Origin of the sequence: Alicyclobacillus fructus, assembly GCF_017329605.1 — a bacterium.
Lineage (GTDB): Bacteria > Bacillota > Bacilli > Alicyclobacillales > Alicyclobacillaceae > Alicyclobacillus > Alicyclobacillus fructus.
The window spans coordinates 56,499-76,453 of the sequence record NZ_JAFMTY010000007.1 but is presented as its reverse complement, the minus strand read 5'-3'; the positions used below and the strand labels follow the sequence as shown (position 1 = coordinate 76,453).

Below are 19,955 nucleotides of genomic sequence, written 5' to 3'. Positions count from 1 at the left end.
CGGTATGGAACTGTACTTTCTCGGCACGGGCGCCGGGGCCCCTTCCCGGCGCCGCAACGTGACCGCCATCGCGCTTCGGCTCACCCGCGACGACAGCGCCGTGTGGCTGTTTGACTGCGGCGAAGCGACGCAACACCGCATGTTCGACGCTCCCTTCGGCCCCAACCGGGTCCAACGCGTCTTCATCACGCACCTCCACGGCGATCACATCTTTGGCCTTCCGGGACTCCTCAGCACGCGATCGTTCCCAGAAAACATCGGACCGCTCCGCCTGTACGGCCCGCCGGGAATCCGGGCGTTTGTCGAAGCAGCGCTGGACACCAGTCAGACGCACCTGAGCTACGAGATCCAGTTTCACGAGTGGACGTCCCCGGAGCCTGCGCCCGTGCGCGACGGCTTGTACACGATTCGCGCGGCGCGCCTGGATCACGCCATCCCCTCCTACGGCTACCGCATCGAAGAGGCGCCATTTCCGGGACGCCTTCACCCCGATCGACTGCGCGCCGCGGGAATCGCCCCTGGTCCCGTGTGGGCGCAGCTCAAGGCCGGCCAGGACGTGACCTTGTCCGACGGCCGCCGCCTGCGCGCGGCCGATTTTGTCGATCCGGCCGAACCTGGGCGCGTGATCGCCATCCTCGGCGACACGAGGCCGTGCGCGCAGGCGGTGGAACTCGCCCGCGGCGCGGACTGCCTGGTGCACGAGGCGACGTTCCTTCATCGGCACGCCCACCTGGCTGCAGCGTTCTTTCACAGCACGGCGCGCCAGGCGGCCGAGATCGCGCGGGAAGCGGAGGCGAAGTTGCTCATCCTCACGCACGTCAGCGCGCGCTACGAGCGCGCGGAGGAGGACGAGATCCTCGCGGAGGCCCGCGCCATTTTTCCCAACACGCTGCTTGCCCACGACGGCATGATCCACGAGATCGCGCGCAGGCCGCGCGGCGAATGAGCCCAACCGCGGCCGCGTCTCCACCCTCTTGACATCTGTCGCCAGCCCTCGTATGATGCCGGTGTACTATTCGACCTAGTACACACGGGACATGAGTCTGTGCTGCCCGCCGCACTCGGGGAGGGATGAGCGCCTTGTGGCTTCAGGTCGATCCGCGATCGCCCACACCGGTGTATCAGCAGATTGTGGACGGCATCAAGGCCGCGGTGGCGGCTGGTTGGCTTCAGCCTGGGGATCGCCTCCCCTCTGTGCGCGATCTCGCCGTCTCGCTCGCCATCAACCACAACACGGTCGCCAAGGCGTACCAGGAGCTCGAGCGCAGCCGCGTGATCGAAGTCGTCCGAGGCCGGGGCACCTTCGTGGCTCAACCGGGGCAAAGGCCGCCGCCAGACGTCGCGGAGCGGATGGACAAACTCCGCGACAGCCTGCGGCTCGCGTGGATTGAGGCGTATCACCTGGGTCTCGAAGAAGCTGAATTCGAGCGGATGTTCTGGCAGGCTCGGGAAGATGCGCGGGGCGGCGAGAGAAAGGAGGAGACGTAATGGACATCATCCTCTCCGTCAACCAGCTGTCAAAGCAGATCCGCGGGCAGACGGCGCTTGCCTGTGCCACGTTCTCGGTCCGCGAAGGCTCCGTCCACGGGATCCTGGGCGTCAATGGATCGGGCAAAACGACGCTTCTGCGCATCATGGCGGGACTCTATCGGCCGGATGGCGGCGAGATCGCCTGGATGGATAGACCCGTAATTCCCTGGAAGGAACCGGCGTGGCGCAGCCAGGTGGCCTGGGTGGATCCGACCGTTTCCTTGCCCGCCCGGTGGGCGCTGAAGGAATGGGAGACCTACGGAGCACGCATGTACGAACGCTGGGATGGCCACCGGTTCCGCAACCTGCTGAGGGGACTCGACCTGCCGATGGACCAGGGCGTCCACAGGTTCTCGCTGGGCATGCGCATGCGGGCGAAGCTCGCGTTCGCGCTCGCGACTCGCCCCCGCCTGCTGCTGCTCGACGAACCGACGACAGGGCTCGATCCCATCGTGCGCCGACAGGTCTGGCAGTGGCTCGTCGGTGAAGCGGCGGAGAGCGGCGCCGCCCTGCTTGTGGCCACCCATGCCATCGACGACGTGGAACGCCTGGCGGACAGTCTCACGGTGTTGTACCGGGGGCGTTCGGTGTGGTCGGGCCAACTGGACGAGGCGAAAGAGCGGTTCGTCAAACTGGTGGTTCGACCGGAAGGTCGTGCTGCGCTCGATGCTTTGGAGGATGTGCTCGGCTGGGAGCGGGATGGCGGCGGTTCCTTCAGCGCCATGGTCGAGCGGGATCGGTTGGACGATGCGCTCGGAAGACTTCGTGCGGCGGGCATCCATCAGGTCGTCATCCAGGAGCGCCTCCCGTTGGACGACTGGTTCCGTCTCCTGATGCAGAAGGAGGGTTGCGCCCGTGATCCAGGCGAAAACGCCTAGCGCCGTGTGGTGGTACGCGTGGCGGTCTCTGCGATGGTGGCTCGTCGCCACGCCGTTCGTGCTCGGGCGAACTTGGCTGTCCACACTTCTCTCCTCAAACGCGCCATACCTGGTGCGCCAGAGTCTTGAGCGCCTAGCGTTGGGACAGCTCCCGTACGAGCTGGACGCCAGCGTGTTCTGGTGCATCGTCCTGGGGATTGTGGGGCTTGCCTCGCGCCGCGGGGAAATGCTTTGCGTCCTCGCCGGCCCGGCGCGACGGCGGGACGTGTACGCCGCGCACGCCTGCCTCACGGGAGGGACCATCGCCGTCAGCCAACTCCTGGTTCTGCTTGGCCTGGAGATCCTGAACGCCAGTCTCGGCGTGCCCGCCAGCCCAGCGCTCCTCGCGCATGTGGTTTTGAAGCGACTGCTCATCTATCTCGCGGCCTGGAGCGTCGGACTGGCGGCGGGCGCGAGCATCACGCACGCGGTGATTGCGTTCTTCTCCGCGCTCGGCGTCTCAGGCTTACCTGCGTACGCAGGCGTGGTCATCGAATACGTGAGCTCCAGGTGGAATGGCCCCCGTCCGTCGCCCCTTTCACACGGCATCATGCAACTGTCGCCCTTCATGCTGCTGGACCGGACCACCGGCGGAGCGCTCGTGGCATATGCCCTATGGTTCGTCGGCTGGACCGCCGCGTGGCTGGCGCTCGGCGCAAAGCTCTTTGATCGACTGCCCCTGGAACACCTGAACGAGGTCTTTCCGTTTCGCATCTATCATCGGTTTTTCGCGCTCGGCATCGCGCTCATCGGAGGGTTTCTCGTGACCACGTGGATCGCGCAGACCATCGGCCTCGGCTTCGGCAAAGCGGCCGCCGCCGAAGCTGTGCTCATCTGGATAGCATCCTGTACGGCCCTGGTTGCAGCGCTGACCCTGCGTGAACGATCCCGCTTAAGGAGGCGAAACCTTTGAACGTGTTACAACTGTTTGACGTCACGAAACGCATCGGGGCGCGCGAGATCGTCCGCCAGTTGAACATGAGCGTCCGCGAGGGCGAGGTGTACGGCTTCCTCGGGCCCAACGGGGCCGGGAAGACCACCACCATCCGCATGATCGTCGGCCTCATCCGGCCGACGCGCGGCGCCATCCACATCTGCGGCCACGATGTGGTCGAGGAGCCCGTGGCCGCCAAGCGGCACATCGGCGCCATTGTCGAAAACCCCGAAATGTACGGCTACTTGACGGGGCGGCAAAACCTGCTCCACTATGCGAGGCTCGCCGGGGTCGATCACGTCGATGAACGCATTCGTCAGGTCGCGAGGCGCGTCGGCCTCGAGGATCGCCTGGACGACAAGGTGAAGCGTTATTCGCTCGGCATGCGCCAGCGCCTCGGCGTCGCCCAAGCCCTCATCGGCGACCCAAAACTGCTCGTACTCGACGAGCCCACCAACGGCCTGGATCCCGCAGGCATGCGCGAGTTTCGCGAACTCATCCGAGCCCTGGCCGCGGAGGGTTTGGCCGTCTTCGTCTCCAGCCACCTGCTCTCCGAGGTCGAGCAGATGTGCGATCGCGTCGCGGTCCTGCAGCAGGGCAGCGTCATCGCCGAGGCGAGCGTCGCCGAACTGCGCACGCGTGCCGGATCGCTCCGCCTCCGCGTGTCGCGGCAGGAAGAAGCCGCGGCGTGGCTCAGGGCGCGGGGCTGGCAGGTCGAATCCGCGGACGGGAGATTGACGGTTGTCGATCTCGACGACCCCGCCGCCGCCAAGTTGATTCGCGAACTCGTCGAAGCGGAGTTCGAGGTCTACGAAGCCGCCCGCACAGGCGGGCTGGAAGCATCGTTTCTGGCCCTCACGGGCGCAGAGTCGGGAGGGAACGCGCCATGACACTGTGGAACGTTGTGCAGAACGAATGGATGAAGCTCGTCCGGCGCAGGCGGTTGACCATCGTCGTGGCGCTCGCCCTGTGCCTCGTGGGTATGTTTGCATTGGGAGAGCATCACGAGAAGCAGATCGTCGCCCGAGTGGCAACACAGGCCCAATCCGCCGATTGGCGGGCAAGCACGCAGGCGGATTTACAAGCCGCGCAGCGAGCGTTGAACCAGATGAGCGGCGCGTCCAGCGGTTCGGTGATGGAGGCGCAGACGAGATCGTCACTGGAACAACGCATTCAGGAAGATCGTTATCGCCTGGCCCACGACGTCGCGCCTCTCGCGCCGAATCTGCTGAACGGCTGGTCGAATACGAGTCAATTTGTGGGCGAGGCGACGAAAACCTTCATCCCGCTCCTCGTCGTGATTTTGGTGGGCGACATCGTCGCCGGCGAAATGACCCAGGGCACCATCAAGCTGCTCGTGGTGCGCCCCGTGCGCCGCCGCACGCTTCTTGTTGGCAAATGGCTCGTGTCCGTCGCCTCATCCGGCGTGCTGGCCTTCCTGCTCTGTTTCGCGTTTTTGGGCGTCGCCCTCGCCGTCGACGGCCCACAGGGAGCGATGCAGCCCGAGTGGCTGAATGTCAGCGTGCGCTTCTTCACGCAGCCAGGCATACTTCAACCTGTGCCCGTCGCCTTGTACGATCACGCCCTGGTCTGGCCCGCCTGGCAGGCGTTTCTCCTGCAGAGCGCGCTCGTGGCCGGCGCCATGATGGCCATGGCCACCATCGCCTTCACCTGTTCCGTGCTGCTTCCGTCCGCCATGGTCGCAACGTCCGCCGCGATGGGCGCCGTGATCATCGGCTTTGTGGTCTCCGCCATGGCTCGCGGCCAATCGTGGGTCAAGTGGCTGTTCACGACGCATCTCAGCCTGTATGGCGATCTCGCCGGGGGAACCGCCTTCACCATCGGCTCTCCCGTCTCGCTCACCGGGGGCGTCGTGGTGCTTATCGCGTGGTCTGTGGTGCTATTGGCCGCGGCCTTCGTCCGCTTCGGCAGGCAGGACATCCTGAACGCGTGACGGCGTCTCGCTCCTCCTCCGTCTGTCGTCCCTTCTTCCAACTTTGTGCCAGGCATCGCGGGGCAATTCTTCAGACCCCTATCGCTCACCGTGTCCTTTTCGCACGTGGCCGCGCTCTTCGTGGCACGCACGTTCACGCCCATGCTCGCCTCGCGGTCAGGCATAGACTCAGAGCCGCGCCGTCAGGGCGGAAGGCGTCAAACCGCGCCGACTCCTGAGAAAAAAGCTGCTCCCGCGCAGCCATGCGCAGGAGCAGCTTTTTTATGGGACGAGATCGACCGGAACGCCCATCGCGCGAACATGGTCAAAGAAGGTCGGGCACGTCTTCGACACGCAACCCGGATCTTCAATCTCGATGCCTTCGGCGCGCATCGCGAGCACCGAGAGCGCCATCGCCACGCGGTGATCGTCGTAAGAGGGCAGGACCGCGGGGCGCGGCGCGCCGGGGTGAATCACCACGCCGTCCTCCCGCTCCTCCGCGCGGACGCCCACGCGGGCGAGGGTCTCGACGATGACCCGGATCCGATCCGACTCATGGTGCCGGATGTGTCCCACCTCGGTGATCTCGATGGGCCCGTCGGCGAACGGTGCGAGGAACGCAAGTGTGAGCGTCTGATCCGACATCTCCTTCATGCTGACGGAGAAGCCGCCGCGAAGCTTGGCGGGGCCTGTTACCTCGATGCCCGCATCCGACGAGTCCACCGTACACCCCATCTTGGCGAGCACATCGACGAAGTGGACGTCGGGCTGGCGCGTGTCGCGCGTCAGATTCGCCACGCGCACCCGCCCGCCGGTCGCCGCCGCAGCGGCGAAGAAGTAGCAGGCGGTCGACGCGTCCGCCTCGATGTCGTAGGCGCGGCCTTGATAGCCCCCCGGCTCGACGGAGATGAGACGGAGCGACTCGTCGGCCTCGACGCGCGCGCCGAACGCCCGCATCATGTCGAGCGTGATGTGCACGTAGGCGTGCTGGACGATGTGATCGACAATCTGCACTCGAACAGGCCTCTCGGCATAGGGGGCCGCGATGAGGACGCCGCTCACGAATTGCGACGATTGCGCGCCAGACATCGGCACGTCTCCGCCCGCAAGCCCCCGCGCCCTGAGGCGAATGGGCAGGGTGTCCGGCCGCTCCAGCGGTTCGATCTCGGCCCCCAGCGCGCCGAGCGCACGGAACAACTCGCCCATCGGGCGCTCGTTCATCCGCCTGCTGCCGCGGATCTCGTACGCACCCTGCGACGCCGCGAGCGCCGCGGTGAGAAAACGCGCCGTCGTGCCGCCCGCACCCGTGTAGACGTGCGCCTCGCGCCGCGGAAACCGCCCGCCGCAGCCCGCGATGCGCACGCGGTCTCCCTCCACCTCAACCTCGACGCCGAGCGAGCGAAGCGCCTCGATGCACCAATACGCGTCATCGCTCCGCAGAATGCCCGAGAGCACCGACTCGCCCTCCGCGATCGCGGCGATGACGAGCGCCCGGTTGGTCACGCTCTTCGATCCCGGCACGCGCACGTCCGCATCGACCGGTGCTCGCACTGGCCCCACCCTGGCGAGCCGGTAGCCCTCAAGCGCCCAGGGCGATCTCGCCTCCAGATCCGCCATGCGCTTTTCCCCCGCCATCACGGCACCCGCCGGATCTTCTCGGCGATGGGCGTGCGGGGTTTTGCCGGTGGCACCTCGGCCGGATAGCCCAATCCGATGATGTTGGCGATCTCGTACTCGTCCGACACGCCGAGCACCTGGCGGGCGTGATCCTGCCAGCCGATGGACGTCCAGCGGATGCCCGCGCCGTTCGCCTCCGCGATGAGGCTCAGATTCTCGAGAAAACACGCGACGGCCATCAGGTTTTCATCCCGCTCGATCTGCGAGGCGCCCCGCTTGCAAAGCACCGCCAGCACCACCGGCGCGTCGCCGAAATTGGCGCCGTGGCGCAGATTCATGCGCGCCTCGTCCCCCACCACGATGATCTCCCAAGGTTCCGTCATCTTGTGGTTCGGCGCGTTGGTCGCCTCTTGCAGCCAGCTCATCCAAGTCGCTTCGTCGATGGGATCCGGCTTGAACTGCTTGATGTGCCGGCGCCCGCGAATCGCCTCCAATACGTCCATCGGTTTCTCCTCCCCTTCGTTCACTGCCGCTTCACTGCGATCCCGCAGCCCGCTTCGGCTTCCGCCACACGGAGAGGTCGCGCCCGAGGATCTCCTCGAGCCGCGCCACATCCGGAGCGAAGAACGCGGTCAGCTCCTCGCGAATGTCGGGCTCCATCTCCACCCGCTCGAGCACCATCGATTTCGCCCGGTTGCCAAGTCGCTCGCGGACCGCGGCCGGAATGAAAGGCTTCACCAGTTCCTTCAAGGCGTTGGGTTTCGAGATGAAGTTGTAGAGCGATCTCGACTTCGGCACCCCGGACTCGTTGTGGCGGATGGAGGTGTCCGGAACAAAGTCGGTGGACACGCCGAGAAACGCGCAACAGTCGCGGACCGCCTGGACCGGATCGCGCGCGAACTCTTCAAACAGGATCACCTTCACCTGCTTGCGCCCGAACACGTCGAGATACCGCTTGACCTGCGCCGCATACAGGCCGACGGCACGATAATACCACAGCGGCTCGTAATGTTGCCGGATCCGCTCCTCCTCTTTGGCGAGCGACTCGCGGAAAGACAGCGTCTCCCGTTCGTCCCGCACCAGGTGCAGGTACGCCGAAAAGGCGCGATCGACAGGATTCCGGAGCATGATGAGAATCTTCGCATCCGGATACCGATGGTAGATGCGCTGCGCCGTGCCGGGATAGAACAGGTAAAACACAGACGCCTCGCCCACGGCCCGCTCGCCGCGGACGCCGTCGAACAAGCGCAGGTATGCGTCCTCGTCGCGGATGGTGTACAGGTTCATGCCCTCGTCGCCCGGGCCTGTGAATCGTTCGGGAAAATCGGGGATGGAGAAGAAGTGGGCCTCTTTCTTCGGCGGTATGTAGATGTCCGGGTGCTGGCTCAGATACCGGTCGAGCGAACTCGTGCCGGACTTCGCCGCGCCGACGATGAAAAAGTTGGGCCGCGCCACGTCCATCCCCTACCTTTCCGCGGCTGCCCGATCGCCCGGGGCTTCCGCCCGCGCGCCCAAGCAACCCTTCGCCTGAAGGTGATGGAGAATGGCCTCCACGCATTCTTTGACGGACATCCGATCCGTCTTCACCACCACGTCCGGGTGAAGCGGAGGCTCGTACGGATCGTCCACCCCGGTGAAATGCTGAATTTCCCCCGCCAGAGCTCGCCGGTACAGCCCCTTCGGATCGCGCGCCTTGCACACCTGGACAGGACAATCGACGAAGACCTCGATGAACTCTCCCGGTTCGAACAACGACCGCGCCGCCTCCCTTTCCCGCCGATACGGGGAGATGAGGCCACAGATGGCGATGAGGCCGGCGTCGACAAACAGCTTCGCCACCTCGGCCGTCCTGCGGATGTTTTCGGCGCGATCCCGCGTCGAGAAGCCGAGATCGCGATTGAGCCCGTGGCGGAGGTTGTCCCCGTCCAACAGGTAGGTGTGCACGCCGCGCTCATGAAGGGCGAGTTCCAGGGCCCCTGCGATGGTCGACTTGCCCGATCCCGACAGTCCCGTCAGCCACACCACACAGCTCGAATGCCCGTTCAGTCGGCGCCTGTCCGCCTTGGTCACCGGCGTCGGCTGCCACACGATGGTGTTCATCGCTCACCCTCACTTCACATGTGTCTCCCCCAACAGACGCTCCATGTGAGCCGCGAGTTTTCCGACGACCTCTTCGCTGGAATACGCCATGGGCACGGGCACCGAAAAGGACTCGCCGCGATCGTACGCGTCCATCATCTCGACGATGGCCTGGGCGATCCCGCCCGCATCCCGCGGGCTCACCACGGGATGGCCGTGATGGCGGAGGATGTCCGCGGCAGTCCCTTCCGTGTCCGTTATCCCTAATATTTTCCTTCCAGCACCCAAATAATCGATGAGCTTCGACGCCAAAAAAGGATTGCGCCCTGTGGCGGATGGCGCGTCGATGAGCAGCAGCACGTCCGCTTGTCGCATGCGCGCGAGGCTGTCGAGATACGACACGCGCCCCTTGCGGATGGGCACGGGCGCGCGCGCCACAAGCGGTTCGAACTTCGACTCGACGTTGCCATAAAACTCCACGGCCACCCGTTGTCGCATCTCCGGGCGCACCTCCAGCGCCTTCGCCAGCCCCACGAGAAACGGTTCCGGCGAGCGCTGCCCGTAGAAGTCGCCGAGATAGGCGAAGACCATCTTGTCCGCGATCTCGGCCGGCCGCTCCACGCGCTCCGGGTAGAGGTCTGGCATGAAGTGGTGAGGCAGGACGATCGACTTCTCCGCGACGGCAAACTGCGGATACAGGTGCACGTACTGCTCGAGGATCTCCCGCGTGGGAAACACCAACGCGTCCGCCTTCGCGACGACCGCGCGCTCGTTCGCCTCGTCAAACGCCTTGCGCCTCGCCGTGCGGCCCGCGTGGTACGGGTTGTGCGCCCAAGGATCGCTGAACTGCGCGATCCACGGGCGGCCCGTCCGAAGCTTCCAGCGCAACGCCAGGAGGTGACTCGCACCCGGCTGCGATCGGCTGTAAAGGAGATCGACAGGGGCGGCCATGCACGAAGGCGTTTGTCTCGCCCACAGCCACGCCTCGTCTGCAAAACGCCCGAGGATCTTTTCCACGGCGCGGCGCGGCTTGTACGCGGATGGCATCCAGGTGGGAAGCCGTTCGACCTCGATGTCGTCCGGGAGCATAAGCGTCGTATCGGTTGACGGGACGCTCGCCGTGACCAGACGCAAATGAAACCAGGTTCTCAGCACCTTGAGCGTCTTCCACACCAGAATCGATTCAGCGTTCAAGACGGGCGGCGCGTGATACGAAATCACCGCAACAGTCGGCTTTCCAGTCGGCAACGGACGTTCCCCCTGTCCGAAAGATACATCCGTAGTATAGCGAAACGCTCCGCTGCCGGAACTCACGCCCGCGGCAGCCACGCGATGGACCCGTCCGGCACCTCGAGAGAAGGCCGTGCGTACAGGTAACCCTGTTGCCATGTGTAGCCGAGTTCAAGGAGGACCCTCAGCGTGACGCCGCCTTGCCAGACTTCACATCCAGGACACGACATCCCGAAAACCTCCGCGCATCAAAGCACGATACCCTTGCGCCGTAGGTTTTCGAGACAATCGGCCAGATACCTGTCGTCGTGCTCCGGGTAGACCGGTGACGACGAGGAATAGCGAGACGGGTCAACGTCCGCGAGCGGGGCCCGCTTCCCGCGATATCGCGGATCGCGCCATGCAGGATCGACCTGATATCCCCGGCGCTCCATTTCGTCCATCACCAGTTGATGGTATTGAACCAAATACTCGTAAGGATGCTGAAACACGTAATTCACCGTCGCGTGAGGCCGATTCCATCCGAGGCCGCGGAGGGCGCAGCACTCGCGATGTTGACCCAAAAGCTGCGCGCGAGGCAGCCTGCGAATCAGCGCTTCATGCCAGAGGCGCACGGCCATGACTTCCCTTCGCCTGGCGGCCATGGCGCTGTTGGGGGGCAATCGCCCTCTCCGACAGCTTACCTGTCCAACCTTGAAATTTTCTTGAGGAATTTTTGAGATTTCGGCGGCCCGCCGTCGAGGCAGGGGGCATCGGGCGATGTCGTCCGGCGGACTCACGCCCCGACGCCGGTCATGGGCTCCTCGGGCGGCCCGGTGCGGGGAAGGTGCCAATTCCAACGGACCGACATGATGCGCAACGCCGCGACCAGAGCAAAAAGCAGGTACTCCTGCCAGGCCGAGCGAATGAGCCCGAGCCCCACCGCGGCGCCCGCGAGCATCGCCCAAATGGCGTAAATCTCGGCCTGAAAGACGAGGGGCTTTCTGGACGCGAGGAGATCGCGGATCAATCCTCCGCCAATGCCCGTCATCAGCGCCGCCACGACCGTGGTCAAAAACGTGCTGTGGGCGCGGTACGCGTACATCGCCCCTTCGACGGCAAACGCGGCGAGGCCGATGGCATCGAAAAAGCTGACGATCCGGCGAAAACGATGCACGAACCCGTACGGCAGGATGAGCACGGCCGTGATCGTCAGGGCGGCCGTCAGAAACAGCACCGGCTGATGCCAAATCTGCGCAACCGGCAGCCCGACGATGAGGTTGCGGATCATACCGCCGCCGAACGCGGCGACAAAGCCAAGCACATACACGCCGAGCCAGTCGTACCGCTCTTCCATGGCGACGATCGAACCGCTCAAGGCGAACGCGATCGTGCCGACGACGTTAAGCACGCTCCATACGATGGGGCATTCCTCCTTGTGCAAGCTGTTGAAGCGCCAGGGAGCGCATGAACCCGGGCGCCCTCAACGCGGAGACATGGCCGCCGCGCCAGCATCCTCGACAAGCAGGTCGACAAACTGCTCCTGAAACAACTTCACACCACGCGCCCGCATCATGGCCGCCAGTTCGGGATCCCACAGGGTCGATTGGAGGCGGCCAAGCTGAGATTTCTCATCTTCCGAAATGGGCGTTCGCCCGGATGACGCGAGCGCTCGGTAGGTCGAGGCGTCGAACCGCCAGGGCACGAACCGCGGGCCATAGCGCTGCCATAGGGACCGTCCGATGCGCAGGCCGCCGAGATCGAAATCCCCACTGTACCAGAGCTCGGAGCCCGCGGACGTGGCGAGATCGAGCAGGCGAAGGACGGCCGCGTTGGGCCATCCGTAGGAACAGACGATGAGGGACGTGGAGCGTTCGGCCAACTCCGCAAAAACCGCGGGATTTTCGACGACCCACACGCGCGGCGGCATCGAATCCAAAGAGACACCTTCGAGCGACGCGAGCGTGAAGGCCATCGGGCCTTCTCGCATCCCCGGCCAGTGGGCGACGTGGACCACGGGACTCACGTCGTCGATGCGAATGCCTGCGCGCTGGTACAGGGCTCGGGCCGCTTCGGACGTGCCCTCGTCCTGGACCGCGCCATCCGCGATGTCGGCGGGATCCGCCTCGTCGTCCGCCCCGCCATACCGCCAGCACAACCACGCGAACAAGGCTCGGCCCGAGGGATTCGGGCGATCGAGCGCGTGAGGATCGCCGAGATAGCGGGCGGACAGAATCGCCAGGCGAACGGGGGGATCTGGCGGCGATTCGAGCGCGCGAAGCACGGGAAGAAGTTCCTCAAGCGGCCTCACCCGGCCCGTTTCCGTAAACAGCTTCTTCCACTCGGCGATGAGTCCCTTCCCCGGCGCCCGCCCTTGCCGCATGGACTGGAGCCAAGGAAGGACGTCGCTGGCCGCCGCCTCCAGATGCGACCAAAAAGCGCGTGCGGCGCGCGCTCGCATCTCCCGCAAATCATTCCGCGTCGGAACGCTGCCGTAAAGGGCGGCAAGCGCGTCGGAGAGTGGGATGGCAAACCTCGACCGCAGGAGTGCCGACTCGAGCTTCGCGAGCGAGACCTTGATACGCGTCTCCCCAAACAGATTGACACCGAGAAGCGCCCCAATGTCCTCTTGCTCCTCCGGCGTCGCATCGGAGAGGGTGACACTTCCTCCCGCGCGCCCGATGATCTCGTATTTTTCCCGCACGGCTTGCCACAACCTCGAGAGTCCGGGTTTCATCAGCGCGGCCCGAATGGCCTCCGTCTTCTCCGCATCGATCATGAAAGACGTACCGCCTCCTCGACCTCGGGATCCAGAAGCACGCGGGTCTGGCCGTTCCATCGGAAGCGAATGAGCGTCACGACATCCGCGTCCTGCGGTCGATGCACCTCGACGATGGACAGCGACGGCACCGTGTCGTAACAGCCCCAAAGCTGTTGACTTGTCATGACAAAGTCGTAGTCCAGCGACACGATGAGCGCGAACATGTCGCGCACGTTGTCGTCGTCCACGCCGGCAAACGCCTCGTCCAGGCAAACGATGCGCGGCGCGTCCTCGCGCGCGTCGCTCAGTCGCGCATCCACCGCGGCAAACAGCGGAATGTACATCGCCATGGCCTTCTCGCCGCCGCTCAGGACGTTGAACTGCGAGTCCGTCAGCTCTCGGCGGGACACCATGCCTGCCTTTCGGTAATAAAGGCGAAACTCAAACCACTGGCGATAGTCAAGCAGATCGTGAATCCATTCGCGGAACGATCCCCCGCCTTCCGCCTGCTGCCGCGCGTACTCGATACGAGCGCGGAAGTGACGGATGATATCCTCCGTTTCTTCCGGCAGCATGAGTTCAGGGCTCTTGCGAAGAAGGCTGACCAGCCGATCGACGTCCATCTCGCCTTCGTCCTGCGCCGGGCGCGGCCGCCACTCGAGCGACAGCACGAACCCGTTTGACGTCTGTCTCTGCGACATAAACCGGTTGATCTGGCGCACCCACGCCTCCGCCCGGTTGATCTTGTCGCGGATGGCCCGGCCGACACTCCGCATGAAGATCTCTTCATACAGCTCTCGCTCGCGATCCTCAATATACAGTCGCTGTTCCTGCTCGACGCGCAACAGGTCCTGCCACAGCGAAAACGGCGTCAAGGGCCGGTTGCGATCCCGCACGGAGCGCACAATCAAACGGCCCAGTTCCTCGTCGTACATCCCCTCGATGGCGTAGTCCACCAACGCGTTGCGCGCTTTTTCGATCTCGTCGCTCATGCGGCTGAGCGCGCTTCCCTCGTTCTCCGAGCCGTAAGGATGCCGGAGTTCGCGGTACAGCACGTGCGCCAAGCGGGTCAGAGCCTGCCTACCCGCGGGTTCGCGCAGATCCTCCGCGACGCCGTCCACAAGTCCAAGCGCCCATTCTCGGGCGAGCGCCTGAAGCGCGCGCTGCACTTCCTCCTCCTGGGCCCGGAGCGCGCGCTGCGCTTGCTCGAGCCGCTCGGTCGCCATGCCCTTCTTCTCGTCGAACGTCTGCCGCGTCCTCCTGAGTTCCTCGGCCCGCTTCCGTAACGCTTCTCTGCGCCCGCGCAGCGCTCGCTGGCGCTCGTACAGGTCGATCACGCCAAGCGCCTTCAGCTGTTCCCTGAGCGCCGCGGCGCTCCGATCCAGGCGTTCTCGCTTTTGCCGAATCTCCAGGCGGTTCTGCCGCTCATCGTCCGCCCGCCCTCGCGCCTCCTTGAGAAAGTTCATCAGTTGTTCCGCTTCGCGGCTGAGGGCGACATATTCCGTTTGCAAGCTGCGAAAAAGATGCAGCTCGTCCCGATACGTCCGCAATTGCCTCCGAGCTTCGACAAAATCGTCGAGCTGCGAACATCTGGTCCATCCAGAGCGCTCCGCCAGCCAGGCCTCTTCGCGAAGACGCCAATCCGCGCGCGCATTCTGATACACCTCGGTCTGCCGCGCAAGGGCCCGAACCGCCTCGTCCAGGCGCAGCTTGGCGCGATCGACCTCGTCCCGTGCCCGGCGCAGGGGATCCTCAGGCGGAAACGCCCTCCACTCCTCGTCGAGCTGTGTGCGATGGCGGCCCGCTGCGTCGATGTCTGCTGCGATGCGCGCGATCTCGGCCTCCACATCCGCAATGGCCGCCTCAAGGGCCTCGATCCGCGCGCGTTTGGTGCGCCGCCTCGCCTCGTAGCCAATCCATTCGGCCTGCGGCTTTTCGTCGACGTGACCCACGAGCGGCCCGATGCGATACCGTCCGTCCGGCGAAACGGCGGCCTGGCCAACCTCCATCTCCTCTCCGATCACGACGGTGCGCAGGGCGTCTTCGATATCGGCAGCCGTGAGCCCAGAACCCTCGGGAACCATCGGCCGCAAAAAGTCGGCGAGCGTGTAACCCCAAAGCGCAGGCCGGGGTGCAATCCACACCTCTTCTTCTCCCGGCTCCACGTCGGGCGGCACGGGCGAGATCCACGCATCGATGAGCCCAGCGGCTTCCAGCGCACGTTCCAAGGCCGCCTGCGTCCTGGGATCCACGCCGTCGTGGAACTCGCACGCCATGTAGAGCGGCGCGCCTACACCGCCCGCCATCTGCCGGCGCTTGCGCGAAGCGGCCCGCGCCTCACTTCGCAATGGCTCAGGATCTTTGCGATCGCGCCACGCTGCGAGCTCCTGCTCCAGCTCGCGCTTCGCCTTAGCGCGCTGTTCCATGGCCGCGCGGAGTTCGGACTGCCGTTCGGTCACCGCCATCACGGCTTCCTCGTGCACCCTGCGGAACGGGCGCATCACGTCCTCGTAGGTCGTCGCCGGATACTCTCGCAAAGCGTACAACGACGCCCGCCATACCTCATCCGTCGCGGGAAGAGCGACAAGCCCTTGATACCAGCGAAACACGGCGTCCTCTTGCGCTTGGATGGCTTCCTCCATCCGACTTTCGGCCGCGCGCAGATTCGCCTCTTCCGCGTCCCGCTGCTTGGCGGCCTCACCCATGGCCCGCTCGACCTCGACCATCCGCTCGCGGGCTTTGAGTTCCTCCTGCCCCAGTGAGATGGCACGTTCCAGGCGCTCATCATGCCGGCTTACTTCGGCGAGCCATTGCCTGAATATCTCGTCGGGGTACACTTCGCCATCGGCACTTGCGTACACGGCGTGCCCCACAAATTCCGCCGCATCCGCAAGTTCCTCCAGCGTCTCCCGCTGAGATGCGATACGCCGAGCCCTCTCCGCCCGTTCGGCCTCGACGCCATCCAGTCGTTCCTCTTTGTCCCGGATCTCCTGCTCGACCTTGCGAAGCGTTTCTTGGGCGCGGGCCTCCTGCTTCGCCAGATCTTCCACCTGCTCCTGAATCCGCTCGAGCTCCTTTTGGATGCCCATCGCCTCGGAATGCTCGAGTGCCTCGAGCTCAGCCTCGGCGCGGCGCTCACCCTCTTGGACCTCCGCCATCTCCCGCTCGAGATCGCCGAGCTGGCGGACGAGATCGCCCAAGTCGTTTTGCGCCGCCTGCACTTGATCCTGCGCTTCGTCCTCCGCCTTCAGCGCCTCATGCGCGGCGCGCGCCCTCTGAAACAGCACGACGCGATTGTAGCGGTCGTACGCGCGGTGCAGCTGTTCCGCGTACGTGCGGTGTTGCACCGTCTCCTCCAGGTTCGCCGCATGCTCATCCAAATCTTCGAGCATATTGGCGAGCGACGCGAGCTCTTCTTCTCCGACGGGAGGAAGCGCGCTGTACAGCGTCTCGTACATGGTGGACGGTTTGAATTCCTTGGACAGCTTCGGCGATCGGACCTGAATCATGAGGTTCAGAAGATCCTCATATGCGCTGATGTCGCGGTAGCCGAACAGCAGCCGGTTGACGAGGGCCTGATACTCCTCTTGCGACCGCACCACCTGGCCACCCTGTCCCAACACCTCGCTCAATCTTGCCTGATCCAGGGGGTATTTCTGGCCCTCTTTGAGATAGAGCGATTCGTCGTACAGGACCAAATCCTTGCCCACCCGGCGTCCATCGGTGACGGCAAACCCCCAGAACTGCACCGAGGCGCGCCCGCGGGTCGCTCGCAGCCCGATCCCGACGGTCACATAAGCCGCCTGAACTCCCTCGCCGCGCACAAACTCGAGCCACAGGTAGCCAATCCGATCCTGCACTCCGCTCTGATCGTCCCCGAGCAAGTAGAACTCGATCTTGCGGTCCCGCGACCCGAATGGATCGAGCCGCACCGGCCGCTTGTCGCCATCCAGGACGAGCGGCAGAAGCGACTGCATGGTGACGGACTTCCCGGCGCCGTTCGGACCGCGCAGCAACAGTCGGCCGTGATCGAACTCAAGCACCTCGTCATCGTACAACCAGAAATTAAACAGTCCCGCTCGGGACAATCGGTATCGCTCCGGCATGAGCCCCCTCCTCTTCGTGGCCATCGGTCATGTACGCGCCGACGTAGCGCGAAAGCGCGGGAAGAAGCCACACGTCCGCGCCGTCCCAATGCACGAACCGCCATTCTGCCATCGTCGTGAGCAAATCGCGCGTCAGGGCTGCAATGCCCTTCTCGCGGAGCTCCTTGGACCAGCGGGCGGCGTGTCGCTCGCGAAGTTCCATCACGACCGCCTCCAGCCCCGTGAGCGGCATGTGGTATCGCCCGTCGTCAGCCGGCGTGATGGAAGCATCCCCTGCGCGCACGCGTTGCACCAGCGCATGGGCGACCAAGAGGCATACGTCCGACAGCGTCGAGTCCCCTGGGAACAGCTCGAATTCGCTGGTCGATTCGGTCCAGGTGAAAAGGAGGCCCTCGCGGAACCGCCTGCCCACGAGCCCCGTCGCCTGCTCGATGCGGTCCACAAGGAAACTCCGCTGCGTCTGGACGTATCGCCGCTCATCGTCCGAGAAATCCGCGTCGTACACGACCGGCTCCACGAGAAACCTTCGAATCACGCGGTGTCGTCTGTGCGCCGCGGCCCACGATTCGAGCTCGGTCGATCCGTCCGCGCCGATGAAAGTGTCCGCCTCGTACAGCTCATCAATGGTCTGATAGGACGCAAAGTCGCGCGGAAATCGGTTCATCACGTAGCGAGAGACGCGCGTCGCCTCGTACAGCACGTTCTGGTTCTCATCGCGCGCCCACCCCATCTCTTCGCCGTCGACCGCCTGAAGCACGCCGAGATCGCGCAACTTTTTCAGTGCGCGAACCATGGACAGGCGATGCTCATAGCTCGTCCAGTCGAAGTGAACGCCGTTCCTCAGCGCCTCCTCACCGATGGCGTCGATGAGATCGGACAATAGAAACTGTTCGTCGCGCTGGAGTCCCTCGAGGAACCAGAGCGCATAGGCAAACAGCGCATAGTCGCGCGGGTGAAGAAACTCCGGGATCCGCATCCACGGCTGATGCACAGCCGGCTGCTTCTCGAGTTTGGCCATCTCCGTGGTCACGACCAGAGCCCAGCCCGCCATCCGTTGAAACCATTGGCGCAACGCGTCCTGGTGACGATAGATCAGCCGATACTCTTCCGGTTGCCCCTGTTTCGTGACCCAGGGTCGCGACAAGAGGATGCGGGCCGCCTCCTGGAGTTCGGCGCGCTCATCGCGCAAACGCGTTCGCCTCACGGTCCTTCCCTCCAGATATGAAAGCGAAAATTGGGCATTTCCATCTCACCGTCCGGGAAGGAAATGCGGTGACGATCTCCCTTCGGCGGAAGTTCGACGCGAATTTGAAAACCCTCCGCATGGCGGAATCGGTGATTGGGTCTCGCCAGCGCCCGGCTGATCCACTGCAGCAACAGCTGGCGATCTTCAAGCTCGAGCTGCTCATAATCCGAAATGGCAAACGTCCCTTCCCGGAGCCACCTGCGCTCGAGGTCGCGCGCGCTGGCCTGCGACGCGCGCCACGCCTCCATGGCCCTGGCCTTTTGAACCGCGCGATCCCGGACGGGCGAGATGGCCAGTCGCTGCCGCGGCCCGCGCGTTTTGGGCGACAGCGCGCGAAACAAGGGAGTCTCCTCCCACATGGAGCAATCGGCCGAGTCCGTCGATCGCGGCGGTTCTCCCTGAAAGTGGCGCGGCACGTACAGGCCAAAGACGACCGCTCCTAGGCGGTGGGCGTCCTCTATGGAGTCCAGGCGCATGAACCACTGCGCGAGGTAAGCAAGATCGCGTCTCCGGCTGACCCCGGCGCGCGCCTGCTCTTGCAGCGCCAGCGCCTGCCGAACCACGCGGCCGATGGCCTCTTTCGTCGCCCGTTCCAGTTTCACGACCTCGCTCTCGTCGCTGTCGGAACCCAAGAACCAGGCCACAAACGAAGCCCACTCCTCCCGGTGCGCGGCGATGCGCTCGTCGAAATCGCGCGCATCCTCCAGATTCGGAATCTCCATTTCTCCGCGTGTGACGCGCTCAAGAAAAGCCTCAACCGTTTCGGCAGGAAGCGCCCGAAGCATGCCTTCGATGTGCGCGCCGAACTGTTGCAACCCGAGCGCAAACCGCTGAAGATAGCGGCGCAAGTCCTCTTTGAAGGTGAGAAACGCCGCCGTCTGCATGAGGGCTTCTGCCTTGGTGCTTGAGATCTGCGCATAGTAGTCGACGGCGTTCTCGTGCAGCTTCCGAAATCGGTCCTGGAGTTCCTTCCACAGCGCGAAGGCCTCGGCGGGAGGCATCTGTGTGCCGCGATCGCGCACGTCTCGCAGGCGTTGCAGAATGGTTTCGAGCGGCCCGGCGTCGAGTTCGCCGCCATATCCCTGCACCCGTTTCAGCGATTCCAACAGTCGCTCGATCTCGACCGCCGCCGCGGTCATCTGATATCGAAATCGCCTTTTCTTGAATTCCTCGATGCTTGTGGATTTGGCCTTGTCTTGTTGACACTCCAGGTTGCCCCACTCGTGCAACACCTGGAGATCCTGTTCGCACTGCTCCAGGGTGTAGTCCTGGATGAGGCCCGTTTCGAGCACGGCGCCGTGAACGTCCAAGGGGCGAAGCCAGTAGCGAAGCTTCATGTGATTTTCATAGAAAACGCGCATGATCAGACGATAACGCGAAACGTTCTCCGCGTTGAGGTATTTGAATTCGGACAAGGGCTTCAGATGTTCTGGGCCGATGTTTGGCAAACGCTCACCCCCAAGGGGACGGGCTCCATCCACCATCCTTGCCTCACATCTTACCTCATTCCCGAGGACATGGAGCGAACGGGTTGTCCGGAAAGCGGTGAGGATGAGAAAACGTTTGGCTCCGTAACAACGGGCGCAGGCGTAAAAAAATCCCGCCCCCACGCGAGGATCTGTG

18 protein-coding genes are annotated in these 19,955 nt (G+C 64.4%); 6 read left to right on the top strand and 12 right to left on the bottom strand.

Annotated elements, in window-relative coordinates; translation table 11 throughout:
- Positions 1-4 precede the first annotated feature (4 nt).
- The 6 genes from rnz to J3481_RS05175 all read left to right on the top strand — a co-directional run bounded on the left by rnz (position 5) and on the right by J3481_RS05175 (position 5,335).
- Positions 5-946, top strand: a complete 942-nt coding sequence (rnz, locus tag J3481_RS05200; RefSeq protein WP_206830209.1) for a ribonuclease Z — start codon at positions 5-7, stop codon at positions 944-946.
- 125 nt (positions 947-1,071) lie between these two features.
- Entirely contained in the window at positions 1,072-1,488 is a 417-nt protein-coding gene (locus J3481_RS05195; RefSeq protein ID WP_206830208.1) for a GntR family transcriptional regulator, read from the top strand.
- Positions 1,488-2,408: an ABC transporter ATP-binding protein gene (locus tag J3481_RS05190; RefSeq protein ID WP_206830207.1), complete on the top strand. Its 921-nt coding sequence runs from the start codon at positions 1,488-1,490 to the stop codon at positions 2,406-2,408. Before J3481_RS05195 ends, J3481_RS05190 begins: the two co-directional genes overlap by 1 nt.
- Positions 2,386-3,360, top strand: a complete 975-nt coding sequence (locus J3481_RS05185; RefSeq protein WP_328702007.1) for a hypothetical protein — start codon at positions 2,386-2,388, stop codon at positions 3,358-3,360. Before J3481_RS05190 ends, J3481_RS05185 begins: the two co-directional genes overlap by 23 nt.
- On the top strand, positions 3,357-4,271 hold the full coding sequence (locus J3481_RS05180; RefSeq protein WP_206830206.1) for an ABC transporter ATP-binding protein: 915 nt from the start codon (positions 3,357-3,359) through the stop codon (positions 4,269-4,271). Before J3481_RS05185 ends, J3481_RS05180 begins: the two co-directional genes overlap by 4 nt.
- The gene (locus tag J3481_RS05175; RefSeq protein ID WP_206830205.1) at positions 4,268-5,335 is read left to right on the top strand and encodes an ABC transporter permease subunit; all 1,068 of its coding nucleotides are present in this window, start codon (positions 4,268-4,270) and stop codon (positions 5,333-5,335) included. Before J3481_RS05180 ends, J3481_RS05175 begins: the two co-directional genes overlap by 4 nt.
- A gap of 261 nt (positions 5,336-5,596) precedes the next feature.
- Here the strand turns inward: J3481_RS05175 and aroA are convergent, their stop codons facing one another.
- The 12 genes from aroA to J3481_RS05115 all read right to left on the bottom strand — a co-directional run bounded on the left by aroA (position 5,597) and on the right by J3481_RS05115 (position 19,780).
- Positions 5,597-6,931 (bottom strand): 3-phosphoshikimate 1-carboxyvinyltransferase, encoded by a 1,335-nt coding sequence (gene aroA / locus J3481_RS05170; protein ID WP_407929318.1) that lies wholly within the window; start codon positions 6,929-6,931, stop codon positions 5,597-5,599.
- Positions 6,932-6,948: 17 nt separating this feature from the next.
- Complete coding sequence (locus J3481_RS05165) at positions 6,949-7,434, bottom strand: nitroreductase family protein (RefSeq protein ID WP_206830203.1); 486 nt, start codon at positions 7,432-7,434, stop codon at positions 6,949-6,951.
- Between the two features lie 31 nt (positions 7,435-7,465).
- Positions 7,466-8,392 (bottom strand): sulfotransferase family protein, encoded by a 927-nt coding sequence (locus tag J3481_RS05160; RefSeq protein WP_206830202.1) that lies wholly within the window; start codon positions 8,390-8,392, stop codon positions 7,466-7,468.
- A gap of 3 nt (positions 8,393-8,395) precedes the next feature.
- The gene (cysC, locus tag J3481_RS05155) at positions 8,396-9,031 is read right to left on the bottom strand and encodes an adenylyl-sulfate kinase (protein WP_206830201.1); all 636 of its coding nucleotides are present in this window, start codon (positions 9,029-9,031) and stop codon (positions 8,396-8,398) included.
- A gap of 9 nt (positions 9,032-9,040) precedes the next feature.
- Positions 9,041-10,258 carry a glycosyltransferase gene (locus J3481_RS05150; RefSeq protein ID WP_206830200.1) on the bottom strand — a complete coding sequence of 406 codons (1,218 nt, stop codon included), beginning with the start codon at positions 10,256-10,258 and terminating at the stop codon, positions 9,041-9,043.
- Positions 10,259-10,320: 62 nt separating this feature from the next.
- Complete coding sequence (locus J3481_RS05145; RefSeq protein WP_236011223.1) at positions 10,321-10,470, bottom strand: hypothetical protein; 150 nt, start codon at positions 10,468-10,470, stop codon at positions 10,321-10,323.
- Between the two features lie 18 nt (positions 10,471-10,488).
- Positions 10,489-10,860 carry a TIGR02328 family protein gene (locus J3481_RS05140; protein WP_236011221.1) on the bottom strand — a complete coding sequence of 124 codons (372 nt, stop codon included), beginning with the start codon at positions 10,858-10,860 and terminating at the stop codon, positions 10,489-10,491.
- A 155-nt stretch (positions 10,861-11,015) separates the two neighbouring features.
- Positions 11,016-11,630, bottom strand: a complete 615-nt coding sequence (locus J3481_RS05135; RefSeq protein WP_206830198.1) for a trimeric intracellular cation channel family protein — start codon at positions 11,628-11,630, stop codon at positions 11,016-11,018.
- Between the two features lie 72 nt (positions 11,631-11,702).
- A complete protein-coding gene (locus tag J3481_RS05130) occupies positions 11,703-12,998 on the bottom strand; it encodes a TIGR02679 family protein (RefSeq protein WP_206830197.1) in 1,296 nt (431 codons plus the stop codon).
- Positions 12,995-17,086, bottom strand: a complete 4,092-nt coding sequence (locus J3481_RS05125; protein ID WP_206830196.1) for a TIGR02680 family protein — start codon at positions 17,084-17,086, stop codon at positions 12,995-12,997. Before J3481_RS05125 ends, J3481_RS05130 begins: the two co-directional genes overlap by 4 nt.
- Positions 17,046-18,290 (bottom strand): TIGR02678 family protein, encoded by a 1,245-nt coding sequence (locus J3481_RS05120; protein ID WP_206830195.1) that lies wholly within the window; start codon positions 18,288-18,290, stop codon positions 17,046-17,048. Before J3481_RS05120 ends, J3481_RS05125 begins: the two co-directional genes overlap by 41 nt.
- Positions 18,287-19,780, bottom strand: a complete 1,494-nt coding sequence (locus J3481_RS05115) for a TIGR02677 family protein (RefSeq protein ID WP_206830194.1) — start codon at positions 19,778-19,780, stop codon at positions 18,287-18,289. Before J3481_RS05115 ends, J3481_RS05120 begins: the two co-directional genes overlap by 4 nt.
- Positions 19,781-19,955: the final 175 nt, after the last annotated feature.